The organism is Dactylosporangium sp. NPDC006015 (assembly GCF_040614215.1).
Classification (GTDB): Bacteria; Actinomycetota; Actinomycetes; order Mycobacteriales; family Micromonosporaceae; genus Dactylosporangium; species Dactylosporangium maewongense.
Map to the genome: position 1 here is coordinate 56,989 of NZ_JBEXUD010000003.1, position 14,005 is coordinate 70,993.

The 14,005-nt window shown below is 71.1% G+C and carries 10 protein-coding genes; 3 read left to right on the plus strand and 7 right to left on the minus strand.

All coding sequences use genetic code 11. The annotated features are described in order from the left end of the window. The first annotated feature begins 164 nt into the window (after positions 1-164). Together ABZ321_RS06510 and ABZ321_RS06515 are read left to right on the plus strand one after the other, a co-directional pair. Complete coding sequence (locus ABZ321_RS06510) at positions 165-3,005, plus strand: PQQ-dependent sugar dehydrogenase (protein ID WP_344501278.1); 2,841 nt, start codon at positions 165-167, stop codon at positions 3,003-3,005. A gap of 169 nt (positions 3,006-3,174) precedes the next feature. After that, a complete protein-coding gene (locus tag ABZ321_RS06515; protein WP_354889777.1) occupies positions 3,175-5,490 on the plus strand; it encodes an AbfB domain-containing protein in 2,316 nt (771 codons plus the stop codon). A 48-nt stretch (positions 5,491-5,538) separates the two neighbouring features. Here ABZ321_RS06515 and ABZ321_RS06520 read toward each other — a convergent pair whose 3' ends face one another. The 4 genes from ABZ321_RS06520 to ABZ321_RS06535 all read right to left on the minus strand — a co-directional run bounded on the left by ABZ321_RS06520 (position 5,539) and on the right by ABZ321_RS06535 (position 10,716). Further along, positions 5,539-6,858 carry an FtsX-like permease family protein gene (locus ABZ321_RS06520; protein ID WP_344501276.1) on the minus strand — a complete coding sequence of 440 codons (1,320 nt, stop codon included), beginning with the start codon at positions 6,856-6,858 and terminating at the stop codon, positions 5,539-5,541. Then, complete coding sequence (locus ABZ321_RS06525; RefSeq protein ID WP_344501275.1) at positions 6,855-7,628, minus strand: ABC transporter ATP-binding protein; 774 nt, start codon at positions 7,626-7,628, stop codon at positions 6,855-6,857. Before ABZ321_RS06525 ends, ABZ321_RS06520 begins: the two co-directional genes overlap by 4 nt. Then, positions 7,625-8,605 carry an efflux RND transporter periplasmic adaptor subunit gene (locus ABZ321_RS06530; protein WP_354889780.1) on the minus strand — a complete coding sequence of 327 codons (981 nt, stop codon included), beginning with the start codon at positions 8,603-8,605 and terminating at the stop codon, positions 7,625-7,627. The genes ABZ321_RS06525 and ABZ321_RS06530 overlap by 4 nt, the downstream gene beginning before the upstream one ends. Before the next feature lie 197 nt (positions 8,606-8,802). Further along, a complete protein-coding gene (locus ABZ321_RS06535; RefSeq protein ID WP_344501273.1) occupies positions 8,803-10,716 on the minus strand; it encodes an IPT/TIG domain-containing protein in 1,914 nt (637 codons plus the stop codon). 106 nt (positions 10,717-10,822) lie between these two features. Between ABZ321_RS06535 and ABZ321_RS06540 the strand changes: the two genes are divergently transcribed. After that, positions 10,823-11,479: a hypothetical protein gene (locus ABZ321_RS06540; RefSeq protein ID WP_354889782.1), complete on the plus strand. Its 657-nt coding sequence runs from the start codon at positions 10,823-10,825 to the stop codon at positions 11,477-11,479. On the opposite strand, the gene ABZ321_RS06545 is transcribed toward ABZ321_RS06540, so the two are convergent. From ABZ321_RS06545 to ABZ321_RS06555, 3 genes are read right to left on the minus strand one after another with little or no spacing between them, the layout of a single operon-like run. Further along, entirely contained in the window at positions 11,476-12,558 is a 1,083-nt protein-coding gene (locus ABZ321_RS06545; RefSeq protein WP_354889784.1) for a hypothetical protein, read from the minus strand. The two genes, ABZ321_RS06540 and ABZ321_RS06545, sit on opposite strands and share 4 nt — an antisense overlap. Next, positions 12,555-13,049: a SigE family RNA polymerase sigma factor gene (locus ABZ321_RS06550; protein WP_354889786.1), complete on the minus strand. Its 495-nt coding sequence runs from the start codon at positions 13,047-13,049 to the stop codon at positions 12,555-12,557. The genes ABZ321_RS06545 and ABZ321_RS06550 overlap by 4 nt, the downstream gene beginning before the upstream one ends. A gap of 49 nt (positions 13,050-13,098) precedes the next feature. After that, on the minus strand, positions 13,099-13,935 hold the full coding sequence (locus tag ABZ321_RS06555; protein WP_354889788.1) for an SDR family oxidoreductase: 837 nt from the start codon (positions 13,933-13,935) through the stop codon (positions 13,099-13,101). Positions 13,936-14,005 lie beyond the last annotated feature (70 nt).

Consider the following 14,005-nt stretch of genomic DNA (forward strand, 5'->3'; position numbering starts at 1 on the left):
GTTAGCTCTGATAACTAACACGGTGGCCGCCATCCACCGCGCAGTTAGTTCCCGCCCGCGCGCGCGAAGGGTCGGCGCCCCGGTCGCGAGCGGTCCTCAGGTAGCGCGATCGGCGCGCGTCTTGCCTGGCTGGCACCCCCATCAGCCCAGGAAGGACACCCCGCATGGCACCATCCCAGCGCCGGTGGAGAAGGCTGCTCACCGCGGCCACGCTCGCCGCCGGCAGCTCCGCAGCGGCCGCGTTCGTCCACGCGCCCGCCGCCTCGGCCATCCCCCTCCCCGCCTCCGACTATCAGCACGTCCAGCTGGCCCTCGGCAGCGCCGAGCTCGGCGAGCCGATGTCCCTGGCGGTGATGCCCGACCGCACGGTGATCCACACGGCCCGTGACGGCACAGTCCGCGTCACCGACGCCGCCGGCAACACCAAGCAGGCCGCCAAGCTGTCGGTCTACACCCACGACGAGGAAGGCCTGCAGGGCGTCGCCGTCGACCCCGGCTTCGCCACCAACCGCTGGGTCTGGCTGTACTACTCGCCGACGCTGTCCACCCCGGCCGGCGACGCGCCGAAGACGGGCACCGCGGCGGACTTCGCGCCGTGGCAGGGGCACCTCAACCTGTCCCGCTTCACCATGAAGGCCGACAACACGCTGGACCTCGCCAGCGAGAAGATCGTCATGACCGTGAACAACGACCGTGGCCAGTGCTGCCACGTCGGCGGCGACATCGACTTCGACGCGGCCGGCAACCTGTACCTGACCACGGGTGACGACACCAACCCGTTCGAGTCCGGCTCCTACGCGCCGATCGACGAGGTGACCAACCGCAACCCGCAGTTCGACGCGCAGCGGTCCTCGGCCAACACCAACGACCTGCGGGGCAAGGTCCTGCGGATCAAGCCGAACACGGACGGCACGTACGCCATCCCGTCGGGCAACCTGTTCGCCCCGGGCACCGCGAAGACCCGTCCCGAGATCTACGCGATGGGTCTGCGCAACCCGTTCCGGATGAGCGTGGACAAGCCGACCGGCATCGTCTACCTGGGCGACTACGGCCCTGACGCGGGCGCCGCCGACCCCAACCGCGGTCCCGGCGGGCAGGTCGAGTTCAACCGGATCACCGGCCCCGGCAACTACGGCTGGCCGTACTGCACCGGCACGAACACCACGGCCGAGACCTACAACGAGTGGAACTTCGCCACCAACACCACCGGTCCCAAGTACAACTGCACCGGCGGCCCGACGAACAACTCGTTCCGCAACACCGGTCTGACCACGCTGCCCGCGGCCAAGCCGAGCTGGATCCGTTACGGGTTCGACTCGACCCCGCCGGAGTTCGGCGGCGGCTCCGAGTCGCCGATGGGCGGCCCGGTGTACCGCTACAACGCCGGCCTCAACTCGGCCGTGAAGTTCCCGCAGACCCTCGACGGCCAGTTCTTCGCCGGCGAGTACGGCCGCCGCTGGATCAAGCCGATCAAGGTCAACGCCGACGGCTCCCCCGGTGAGATCTCCACGTTCCCGTGGGCCGGCACCCAGGTCATGGACATGGCGTTCGGCCCGGACGGCGCGCTGTACGTGCTCGACTACGGCACCGGCAGCAACAACCAGGCGCTGTACCGGGTGGAGTACATCGGCGGCGGCAACCGTGCCCCGACGGCGAAGATCACGGCGTCGGTGACGTCCGGCCCCGCCCCGCTGACGGTGAGCTTCTCCTCGTCCGGCAGCTCGGACCCGGAGGGCGGCGCGCTCACCTACGCCTGGGACTTCGACGGCAACGGCACCACCGACTCGACGGCCGCGAACCCCACGTACACCTACACCACCAACGGCACGAAGACCCCGACGCTGACCGTCAAGGATCCGCAGGGGCTCACCGGCTCGGCGAGCACCGTCGTGACCGTCGGCAACACCGCGCCCAAGGTGACGCTGACGCTCCCTGCGGACGGCCAGCTGTTCAACTTCGGCGACACGGTGCCCTTCACGATCAGCGTCACCGATCCCGAGGACGGCACGATCAACTGCGCCAAGGTCAGCATGACCTACTCGCTGGGGCACGACAGCCACGCCCACCAGATCACCTCGAAGACCGGCTGCACCGGCTCGATCACGGTGCCGGTGGACGGCGAGCACGACGCGTCGGCGAACATCTACGGCGTCTTCGACGCGGCGTACACCGACAACGGCGGCCTGACCACGCACGTCATCCGCACCCTGCAGCCGAAGCACCGGCAGGGCGAGCACTACAGCAGCCAGTCGGGCGTGCAGATCGCCCCGCACGCCGCGGCCGAGGGTGGCAACACCGCCGGCTTCATCGAGAACGGCGACTGGATCGCCTACACGCCGTACCTGCTGAACAACGTCACCCAGTTCACCGCGCGGGTGTCCTCGGCCGGCGCCGGCGGCACGATCGAGGTCCGGGCCGGCTCGCCGACCGGGACGCTGCTCGGCACCGCCACGGTCGCCCCGACCGGGGGCTGGGAGACGTTCGCGAACGTGACGGCGAACCTGGCCGCCGGCCCGGCCACGGCCACCACGCTGTACCTGGTGTTCAAGGGCGGCACGGGCTACCTGTTCGACGTCGACGCGTTCACGTTCACGACCGGCACCGTCAGCACCGGGCCGACGGTCAGCCTCCGGTCGCTGGCGAACAACCAGTACGTGACGGCGGCGAACGCGACCACCGCGCTGATCGCCAACTCGGCGACGATCGGCACCGCCCAGCAGTTCGAGCTGGTCGACCTCGGCGGCGGCAAGGTCGCCCTGAAGTCGAAGGCGAACGGCCAGTTCGTCTGCGCGGAGAACGGCGGCGCGAACCCGCTCCTGGCCAACCGCCCCACCGCCGGGTCGTGGGAGACGTTCAACCTGATCCGCAACGCCGACGGCAGCGAGAGCCTGCAGGCGACGGTGAACAGCAAGTACGTCGTGGCGGAGAACAACGGCGCCGGCTCGCTCATCGCGAACCGCGACGCGATCGGCCCCTGGGAGAAGTTCGAACTCATCGGCGCCTGATGTTGGAAAATGTGCGGTCCTTTCCCGCGCTTGTGCGGGATATTGATGAGTGACTCTTGACACTCTTCGTTGGATCGTGAGGTTATGTGTTGGTCCGTGGGGACGTATGTCCCCACGGACCAGCCTCGGCCGCCACCGGGGCTGACGCATACCTCGAGGAGCCACTCGTATGAAGCTCTCCAGATGGTTCGCGCTCGCGCTGGCACCGTTGCTGGCCACGGCGGGCACCGTGATCGCCACGGCCGCCCCCGCGAGCGCATGGACTCCGAAGACGCCGCCGATGACCACCCCGTGGACCAACTCGGTGCCCACGGCGAACCCGCTGCCGGAGTACCCACGCCCGCAACTGACCCGCACCGACTGGCAGAACCTCAACGGCATCTGGGACTTCGCGGTCACCGGTAGCGGCCAGACCAGCCCGCCCGGCACGTTCGGCGAGCAGATCCGCGTCCCGTTCCCGGTCGAGTCCGCGCTGTCCGGCATCCAGCGCAAGGTCACGGAGAACGACCGGCTCTGGTACAAGCGCACCTTCACGGTCCCATCCGGCTGGGCCGGGCGCCGGGTCCAGCTCAACTTCGGCGCGGTCGACTTCCAGACCACCGTATGGGTCAACGGCACGCAGGCCAGCGCCGTGCACAGCGGCGGCTACGACGCCTTCACCTACGACATCACGAGCCTGCTCAACGGCGGCACCAACACGATCATCGTGGGCGTCTACGACCCGACCGACGCGGGCACCCAGGCGGTCGGCAAGCAGCGCCGCAACGACGTGCTCCCACACGCGGGCGGCGGCATCTTCTACACCGGCGTCTCCGGCATCTGGCAGACGGTCTGGCTGGAGCCGACCCCGACGGCCCGGATCACCCGTGTGGACCTGGTGCCGAACCTGTCGAACAACACGCTGTCGGTCAACGTGCAGGGCGCCGGCCTGTCCGGGCACACCGTGACCGCCACCGTCCTGGACGGCACCACCCAGGTCGGCACCGCCAACGGCGGGACGGGCACCGCGTTCAGCGTCCCGGTGCCGAACGCGCACCGCTGGTCGCCCAGCGACCCATTCCTGTACAACGTCCGCGTCGACCTCAAGAGCGGCTCCACGGTCGTGGACTCGGTCGGCAGCTACGCCGGCATGCGGTCGATCTCGCGCGAGCTCGTCAACGGCAAGCTGCGCATCCTGCTCAACGGCCAGTTCGTCTTCCAGTCCGGCACGCTGGACCAGGGCTACTGGCCCGACGGCATCTACACCGCGCCCACCGACGCCGCGCTGCGCTCCGACCTGCAGGCGCACAAGGACCTCGGCTTCAACATGGTGCGCAAGCACATCAAGGTCGAGCCGCAGCGCTGGTTCTACCACGCCGACCAGCTCGGCCTCCTGGTGTGGCAGGACATGCCCGCCATGCCGACCGGCAAGAACCCGACGACGGCCGCGCGGACCCAGTGGGAGGCCGAGTACCACCGCATCATCGACCAGCACCGCAGCTCGCCGTCGCTGGTCATGTGGGTCGACCAGAACGAGGGCTGGGGGCAGTACGACCAGGCCCGCATCGCCAACGACGTCAAGGCCTACGACCCGTCGCGCCTGGTCAACAACATGAGCGGGGTCAACTGCTGCGGCTCCGTCGACGGCGGCAACGGCGACGTGATCGACAACCACATCTACGTCGGTCCCGGCTCCACGCTGCCGACCGCGACCCGCGCCGCGGTGCTCGGCGAGTTCGGCGGCCTGGGCCTTCGCGTCTCCGGTCACGAGTGGTCGCCCGGCAACGGGTTCAGCTACGAGGACCAGGGCAACGCCACGAACCTCAACAACCGCATCGTCGGCCTGTACGACCAGCTCCGCACCGGCGGCATGCCGGCGGGCCTGTCCGCGTCGGTCTACACCGAGATCACCGACGTGGAGAACGAGAGCAACGGCTTCCTCACCTACGACCGCCAGGTGATGAAGGTCGACGTGGCCCGGTTCCGGGCGGCGAACCAGGCGCTCATCAACGCCTCGACCAACCCGCCGCCGCCGGCCACGCTGCCGACGAACGTGTACCGGTCATTCCGGGTCGTGACGCCGTGCTGCACCACCCGGTACATCAGGCACCAGAACAGCCTGGGCTACACCGAGGTCGTCGACGCCAACAGCAGTACGCTGCTCAAGCAGGACGCGACCTGGAGGATCGTGCCCGGCCTGGCCGACGCCTCGTGCTACTCCTTCGAGTCGCGCAACTTCCCCGGCCAGTACCTGCGGCACCAGGCCTACCGGGTGCGCAAGGACCCGAACGACAACTCGGCGCTCTTCAAGGCCGACGCCACCTGGTGCGCCCAGCAGGGCACCGGCGGGGTGCGGCTGACCGCCTGGAACTTCCCCGGCCAGTTCCTGCGCCACCGGGCGTCGGAGCTGTGGCTGGCGACGCCGGGCGGGCCGAACGCGTGGGACAACCCCACCAGCTTCACCGAGGACACCACGTGGTCCGTGGAGAACCCCTGGGCTCCGTAGTGGTCCTGCTGTAGGGAGGGGGCGCTCTTCGAAGGGCGCCCCCTTCTTTCATGCCCGCATGACCGTGGCGATCGGGATCCGCGCGGCGCGGATGGCCGGGATCAGGCCGCCGAGCAGGCCCGCCACCAGGCCCGCGATGACGCCGGCGACCCCCGCCTGCCACGGGAACGTCATCTCCTGCAGCTGCGGCACCCGCGAGCCCAGCAGCCCGGCGCCCACGTCGAGCGCCACCACCGCCAGGCCGATCGCGGCGGCCGCGGTCAGCAGGCCGGTCAGCAGCGTCTCCGCCAGGACGATGCCGGCCAGCAGCGAACGGGGCGTGCCGACGGCCCGGCGCAGCGCGAACTCCTCGACCCGCTCCCCCACCGTCGCCAGGCCGACGTTGAGGATGCCGGCGACGCCGATGAGCAGTACCAGGGCGGCCATGCCGAGGAAGATCCAGCGGATGATCGCCAGCTCGCCCGCGATGTCCTTCCGGGCGTTGACGGTCTCCACGTGCAGCATCTCCTGCGGTACGCCGAGGCCGGTGAGCTTGCGGATCACCAGCGCCTCGGTCTCCCCGGCACCGGGGGCGAACAGCAGCTGCAGGCCCGGGCCGTACATCTGGTTGGCCGACGGCTTCGGCATCCAGTTGCGCATCTCGTCGGCCCGCACGTAGGCGGTCGGCTGGGGGTTGCCGTCGTCGACGACGCCGATGATGCGGGGCGTCGGGTTGGCGGTCGCGCCCTCGACCCGCATCTCCGCCGGGATCTGGTAGCGGGTGAAGCCCTTCGCCGCCTCCTTGTTGATCACCAGGCGGGGCGAGTAGGAGGGGTCGCCGCCGAAGTCGAGCCAGTCGCCGCTGACCGGGCGGAACGGGCGGAACTGCCGGACGTCGCCGGTCAGGCCCTGCAGGACGACCTCGATCGCCTGCCCGCGGGGCGGCTGCGCGACCGGCTCCATCGGGCGGCACATGCCGGTCATCGGGTCGCAGTTCATCGGCATGCCCGGGCCGTAGTAGCCGCCCTCGTTGTTGTCGAACGGCGCGGCGCCCTGGTTGATCGGCAGCACGTCCGGCTCGCCGATGATCGCCTGGTAGCCCAGCATGCCGACGGCGCCGGGCTTGCCCGTGACGGTGGTGAGGGCGGCGTCCATCGCGTCGGGCATCGGCGGGATGTACATCTGCCGGGTGCCGTCCTTGCCGACGTGCAGCTCCAGGTCGGCGAGGCGCAGGGTCTTCGCCGTCTCCGCGCCGGCCTGGACGGTGACGACGGCGAGGACGCCCAGGAACAGGCTGATCATGGACAGGAAGGTGCGCAGCTTGCGCGACCTGATGCCCTGCCCGCCGATAATGAGCGCCGACCGGAGCCGGCCCGACAGCCGGATCATGCCGGCACCTCCGTCGCGCCCCAGCCCGGTGCCGTCAGCACTTCCGTCGGACCCTGGTCCGGTGCCGTCAGCACTTCCGTCGGGCTCTGGTCCGGTGCCGTCAGCACGCCGTTGGTGAGGGTCAGCACGCGCTGCATCTTGGCCGCGTGGGCGTGGTCGTGCGTGACGAGGATCAGCCCGCAGCCGCGGTCGGTGGCGGCGCGCATGACCTCGATGACGAGGTTGCCGGTCTCGGTGTCCAGCGCGCCGGTCGGCTCGTCCGCCAGCAGCAGCTTCGGCTGCCGCACCAGGGCCCGGGCGACCGCGACCCGCTGCTGCTCACCGCCGGAGAGCTTCGCCGGTCGCTGCTTCGCCAGGTGCGCGATGCCGACCAGGTCGAGCGCCTCCAGCACACGGGCGCGGCGGTGCCGGCGCGGCAGCCAGCCCTGCCCGTTGACCAGCGCCATCGCCACGTTCTGGGCGGCGGTCAGGTGCTTGAGCAGGAAGAAGCGCTGGAAGACGAAGCCGAACTGGGCGCTGCGCAGGGCGGCGGCCTTCCGCTCGGGGATGCGGGCCAGGTCGCGGCCGTCCATGAAGTAGTGCCCGTCGTCCGGCCGGTCGAAGAGCCCGATGAGGCTCAGCAGGGTGCTCTTGCCCGACCCGGACCGGCCGAGGATCGCGACGCTCTCGCCGGGGTCGACGGTCAGGTCGACGCCGTCGAGGATCACCCGGGGCTCCTGCTGGCCCTTCAGCGTCTTGGTGATGCCCACCATCTCGATGAGCGGGCTCATTTGCTGAACCCGGGCATCGGCTCCCCGCCGTTGTTCTTGGCGGCCGGCAGGTTCGGCCCGGGCACGGCGACCGTCTCGTCGCCGGTGAGGCCGCTCTTGATCTCGATGACCTTGCCGTCGCTGAGCCCGAGCGTCACCTCGCGGGTCTCCCGCGTCTGGTCGGCCTTGACGACGTCGACCTTTCCCTTGCCCTGCGAGCCGGCGACCGCCTCGACCGGCAGGACCAGCGCGTTCGCGGCGCGGGCGGTGATCACCTCGACCGTGGCGGCGGCGCCGTTGATCGCCTTGACCTCGGCCGGCGGCACGCAGACCAGCCGCATGCCCGTGGGCTCGGAAGGCTGCTGCTGCTGGCCGGTGACCCTCGGCTGCGGCACCGGCGCGGCCGACGGGTTGGGCGTCGGCGTGACGGGCTCCGGGATCGTGCCCGCGGGCAGGGCGGCGAGCGTGCCGAGGACCGTGCAGGGGAACGGCCCGGGGCCGTTCTTGATCTGCGCCTGCACCGACTCGAGCTGGTCGGAGATCTGGTACGCCTGGGCGCCCTCGATGTCCGCGACCACGCCGTAGCCGGCCTGTTTCGCCGAGACCACCGGCATGCCTGCGGTCACCTTGGACCGGTCGTCGACGAGGCGGCCGCTGAAGACGGCGCCGGCCGGCACCTCGATGGGGGTGGCCTTGCCGCCGGCCCAGATGTTGGCGACCTTGGTGGGCTTCGTCGGCGTGCTCGTCGACGCCTTCACGTCGAGGTAGCGGATCTCGCCGTCGATCGGGGCGACCAGGCCGAACGTCGGGCTCAGCTGCACCTTGCCGGTCAGGCTCACCTTGTTGGTCAGGTCCTGCCGGGTCGGCTTCACTGTGGTCATCGTGAGGCCCCGGTCGGCGAGTCCGGGAGTGCGCACCTCCTCCGGGCCAGATGCCGTGCAGGCGCCCAGTGCACTGATCGCACCGGCGGCGGCCACCGCGAAAAGGATTCGTCGCACCCGGGTTCACCCCCAGCAAGGATCGAAGTCCGGCAAAGGGTAGCGGTCGATCGGGTGAGGCGATGCCCCATCAAACGATTCATCCGGGTGAGGAAATGTACTCATCTCGACAGCACCGGGATGCAACCTTCGGGACGGGCAAGGCCGTCCCGCCCCCGGTTGCCCGGGTGCGGGACGGCCTTCTTCCTGCGGGTACGTCAGACCTTGTAGGTGAAGGTCGACGTCGTGGCAGCAGCGCTGGTGCCACCCTTCGTGATGACCTGGAGCTGGACCGGGCCCGCGGGGCGCGGCGGCAGGTACACCTTGAGCCTGGTGTCGGAGAGCCTGACGAACGAGACCGCGACGCCGTTGGAGGTGACCTTGTCGACGGCCACGAAGTTGCTGCCGGAGACCTCGACGGTCGTCCATGTCCTGGTGCCGCCGGTCGCCGGGGCCACCGCGGACACGACCGGCGCGGGCGGCGCGACGTAGGTGAACGGCGCCGAGACGCCCTCGACGGTGCCGCCGACGGTGGTCACCCGCACGGTCGCCTGGCCCGCCGCGTGGACCGGCATCGTGACCTTCAGCTGCGTGTCGGAGACCCGCTGGTACAGGGCGGCCACCCCGCCGACGCTGACCCCGGTGACGCCGCCGAGGTTGGTGCCGGTGACGACCACCGGGGTGGGCAGGTAGGTCGGGCCGCTGGTCACGCTCAGCGAGACGATGGTCGGCGCGGGCGGGTTGACGATCGCGAGCTTGTCGGCGGCGACCGTGGCGCTGATGCCGGACGGGGTCACGACCGTCACGTCGTAGATGCCGGGGACGAGCTTCGCGGGCACGGTGAAGGTGATCGTCGTCGGCGACAGCACCTTCACCTTGGCGGCGGGGTTGGCGCCGATGCGCACCGCGGTCGCGCCGTCGAAGCTGGCGCCGGTGACCGTGAGGACGTCACCGCCGACGACGGACGCGCTCGCGGCGCTGAGGCTCGTCACGACGGGCAGCGGCGGCTGGTACAGGAAGCGCGCCTGCGAGTTCAGCGTGCTGGCCCCGGCGACGTTGACGACGGTCACGTCGACGGCACCCTTGGCGTGCGCGGGCGACGTGGCGACCAGGCTGATGACGCCGTTCGTCTCGACCTTGCGGAACTGGGCCGCGGTCTCGCCGAACTTCACCGTCGTGGCGGTGGCCAGGTTGCCGCCGGTGATGGTGACCTCGGTGCCGCCGGTGATCGGCCCGCGGACCTGCGACAGCGTCGACACCGACGGCCGGGGCACGGTGACCTTCGACGGGGTGGTCACGCCGGAGATGGTGTACGCGGCCTGCACGTTGGTGTTGACGAACGCCCAGGCGAGGTGCGCGTCGCCGGAGGCGCCCCACGCGGTGCCCCACTGGTTGCGGATCCACACGCCCTCGGCGTCGTACGCGTACGCGGTGACCATGTGCCCGCCGAGATTCGTGCCGCTGGTCGTCTGGTAGAGCGCGCCGCCGGTCAGGTACATGAAGTCCTTGAAGACCGGCATGCCGATCGCGACCGGCGAGCCGGCGGCGATCGCGGTCTCCACCGCGACCTGCCCGGCGGTGCCCTGGCCCGAGCCGGTCCACAGGGTCTTCCAGCTGGAGACCTTGTAGTTCTTGGCGTTCGCGATCTCCGCGGCGGTCGGCGGGATCGTGTAGTTGGTGGTGCCCTGCAGGTAGTCGTCCTGGGTGTCGACGCCGTTGACGGCGGCCTCGGTCAGCGCCTTCTCCGGCGACAGGCCCGCGTTCGGCGCGCCGCCCTTCTGCACCGACCGCATGTAGAGGTACAGCGGCGCGTACGGGGCGCCGGTCCCGCCGTCGCGCTTCGCGTAGTAGCCCATGATCGAGTGGGCGATGGTCCAGGCGACGCACGAGCCGATCTGGCCCTGGTCGCCGACGGCCGGCAGGTCGGCCTTCACGCTCGCGCTGTCCGGCAGCGTCCCGTACACGCCGGGCTGCGACTTCGCGTTGACCCGGGTGGTCGGCTCGGTGAACCCGCCGACCTTGTGCGGCAGCGCGGCCGGGGTGACCGCCGCGGCCGCCGCCGGGTTCACCGCCACAAGGGTGCCGCCCGCCGCCATCAGCAGGCCGAAGATGGTGCGTGCTCCAGGGTGCATCCGTGCTCCTCGAGGGTCGGTGACCGCGACGTGCGTGCCATCGACCCCACCCCCGGCGGCATGAGGCGTCACCGGAAAGCCCACCCGGCCGGTGTCCACCGGCCGGATGACACACGCGCTAGGCTCCGGGGTCGTGCCGGTGATCGCGCTGCTCGCGGCGATGGGGGCCTTCCACGGCCTCAACCCCGGCATGGGCTGGCTGCTGGCGGTCGCCAACGGGGTGCAGGAGCGCAGCCGGGCCGCGGTGCTCCGGGCCCTCGCGCCGATCGCGGCCGGGCACGCCGCCTCGATCTTCGTGGTCGCCGGCCTGGTCAGCGCCCTGCAGTCGGTGGTCGCGACCCGGGTCGTGGCGATCGGCGGCGGCCTCGTGCTCGTCGGCTTCGGGCTGTGGCGGGCGGTGTCGCGCCGGCATGTCGGCCCGCCGGGCCTGCACCTGTCCGCCGCGCAGCTGGCCGGGTGGTCGTTTCTGATGTCGAGCGTGCACGGCGCCGGCCTGATGCTCGTGCCCGTGCTGGTCGCCGACCCGCCGCCGGGTCTCGGGCACACCCACGCCGCCTCGGCTCTCGGTGATCCGCTGTGGGCGGGCTTCCTGGCCACCGGCGTGCACACCGCCGCCATGGTCACCGTCGCCGGCGCGATCGCACTCGTGGTCTACCAGACGGTGGGGCTGCGGCTCTCCCGGCTGGCCCGCGTCAACCTGGACACCGTCTGGGCGGTGGCGCTGGTCGGCGCGGGCCTCGCGACGCTCGCCGCCTCCTACTAGACGTCCGTGATCCGGAGCTCCTCGCTCAGCGGGTGCGCGCCGGTCGCGGGTAGGCGCAGCCACACCACCCGGACGGTGCCGCCGGCCCAGCCCACGCCGAGCACGCCGGACCTCTCGCCCCGCGTGACCGGCGTCGTGCCGACCCTCCCGGTCGCGACGTCGATCCTGAACAGGGTCACGACCCCCGCGGGGTCGCTCAGCGCCACCGCGAGGGTGCGGCCGTCGGGCGAGAGCCGCATGACCCGCGTCGCCGCGCAGGGCAGGTATGCGACGAACAGCTGCTTTCCGGTGTCCAGCGCGACGGCCCTCAGCCCGCATGACGCATGCGGGGCCGCGAGGAGCAGGCCACCCTGGACCGTCAGGCTGTGCGTCTCCCAGGAGGGCACCGGTTCGAGGCCCGTGAGCCTGTGCTCGGCACCCGTCGCGAGGTCGTGGGCCATGATCCGGCCGGGGGTGCGGTACAGGTAGGCGGTCGTCGCGGTGGCGCCGAGGAGCTCGACGTCCTGGCCCTGGACGCGCACCTCCCGCTGCAGGCCGACCTGCCCGCCGGCGTCCAGCACCAGCAGGCGGATCGCGAAGTCGCTGACGTCGGGGCCGTCCTCGCGACTGACGCCGGGCTTGAGGTTCTTGCCGCCGAGGACCACGGAGCGGCCGTCGTCGAGCGGGACCCAGGCCCGGACGTCGTCGACGATCTCGGGGACGGGGGTGCCGTCCAGCCGCCTGTCGGCGCCGAGCTCGTACAGCGCGCGCACCTGCGGGACCGTGACCTTGCCGCCGTTCTTGTCCGGCCCCAGCGCCCAGCCGGCGTTGAGCGGCAGGCGCTGCCTCGGCCCTTGGTCTTGGTCTTGGATTGTTCGGCTTGGGGCTGCCGGCCCGACGGCCGGTCCGCCCGGATTTAACGCGATGATTGCGGTGACAGCCGCTACGGCCGTCACGGCGACCGCCCCGAGCGCGGCGGACGTCGCCTTGCGCCGGCGGTTGCGGTGGTGCCTTCGCAGTACAGCATCCAGATCCGAACCCGCGGCGGGCACCGCATCGGCGGCGCGGCGGATCACCTCGGTGATGTCTCCGGTCGTCATCCCTGCTCCTCACCCAGCGACTGGCGCAGCTCGGCGAGGCCGCGCGCCATCCGGCTCTTGACCGTGCCCTCGGCGACGCCGAGCACGGTGGCGGTCTCCACGGTGGACAGGTCCAGCAGGACCCGGCAGACGATCACGGCCCGCTGCGGCAGCGGCAGCCGCCGCAGCGCGGCGAGGGCGCCGGCATGCGTGTCGGGCCCCTCCTTCACGCCGCCGACGGCGCCCGCGTCGGGGTCCGGATACGGCAACGGGCGCTCCCGCCGGACCTTGCGCCACCAGGAGGTGGCCCAGTTGAGTCCGACGCGGAACGCCCATCCACCCGGGTTGTCGTGGTCACGGACCCGGCCCCAGTGGGCGTAGGCGCGTGCCATCGCCTCATCCGCGGCCTCGCGGGCCAGCTGCGGATCGCCGAGGGTGACGGCGAGCGCGCGGTAGAGCCGATCGGCTTCGAACCGGTAGAACGACTCGAAGTCGTTGCTTGTCGCGGTCATTACTGGCGTCCCCACAGCACACACACGCCTGGGGGCGCCGACGCGTTCCCTAGTTCTTCAGACTTTTCAGCGCCGCCGCCACCGCGTCGGCGAGGGTCGTGGTGGGGCGGCCGATGAGCGTCGACAGGTCGGCGCCGGGCACGTCGAGGCTACCGGCGGCGATCGACGCGTCGGCCGCGGCCAGCAGCCGCGCGAACTGCTCCGGCAGCCCGAACCCGATCAGCGCCTGCGCGTAGTCGTCGGCCGGCAGGTCCCGGTACTCCACCTTGGTGCCGGACTGCGCGGTGACCTCGGCGGCGAGGTCGTTGAGCGACATGGTGGCGTCGCCGCCGGTCTCGTAGATCTTCCCCTCATGCCCCTCTCCGGTGAGCACCGCGACAGCACCCTCGGCGAAGTCCTCGCGGGTCGCGGCGGCGACGCGGCCCTCGCCCGCGGCGCCGAGGATCACGCCGTGCTGCAGCGCGGTGGCCAGGCCGGCCGTGTAGTTCTCGAAGTACCAGTTGTTGCGCAGGAAGGTGTACGGCAGCCCCGACGCGACGATGAGCTCCTCGGTCGCCTTGTGCTCGGGCGCGAGCGGGTTCGCCGACGTGTCGGCCCTGGTGATGCTCGTGTAGACGATGTGGCCCACACCCGCCTTCACGGCGGCGTCGACGACGGCCCGGTGCTGGTCGAGCCGCCGGCCGGCGTCGCTGCCGGAGATGAACAGCAGCCGGTCGGTACCCTCGAACGCCGGCACGAGCGTCTCCGGCTTGTCGTAGTCGGCGTGCCTGCCGCTGGCCTTCGTGGTGTCGCGAACCGCGGCGACCACGTCGACGCCCCGCTGCCTGAGCTGGTCGACGACCAGGCGGCCGAGCTGCCCGGTGGCGCCGGTGACGGTGATGGTCATGAGAACTCCCTCGTCCTGTTTGCTATCTCCAAGAAAGCACTAACTTCTGGAAAGTGCAAACCTTGAGTTA

Coding starts and splice junctions, on each gene's coding strand:
- ABZ321_RS06510 (WP_344501278.1), top strand. CDS start 165: ATGGCACCATCCCAGCGCCGGTGGAGAAGGCTGCTCACCGCGGCCACG.
- ABZ321_RS06515 (WP_354889777.1), top strand. CDS start 3,175: ATGAAGCTCTCCAGATGGTTCGCGCTCGCGCTGGCACCGTTGCTGGCC.
- ABZ321_RS06520 (WP_344501276.1), bottom strand. CDS start 6,858: ATGATCCGGCTGTCGGGCCGGCTCCGGTCGGCGCTCATTATCGGCGGG.
- ABZ321_RS06525 (WP_344501275.1), bottom strand. CDS start 7,628: ATGAGCCCGCTCATCGAGATGGTGGGCATCACCAAGACGCTGAAGGGC.
- ABZ321_RS06535 (WP_344501273.1), bottom strand. CDS start 10,716: ATGCACCCTGGAGCACGCACCATCTTCGGCCTGCTGATGGCGGCGGGC.
- ABZ321_RS06540 (WP_354889782.1), top strand. CDS start 10,823: ATGACACACGCGCTAGGCTCCGGGGTCGTGCCGGTGATCGCGCTGCTC.
- ABZ321_RS06545 (WP_354889784.1), bottom strand. CDS start 12,558: ATGACGACCGGAGACATCACCGAGGTGATCCGCCGCGCCGCCGATGCG.
- ABZ321_RS06550 (WP_354889786.1), bottom strand. CDS start 13,049: ATGACCGCGACAAGCAACGACTTCGAGTCGTTCTACCGGTTCGAAGCC.
- ABZ321_RS06555 (WP_354889788.1), bottom strand. CDS start 13,935: ATGACCATCACCGTCACCGGCGCCACCGGGCAGCTCGGCCGCCTGGTC.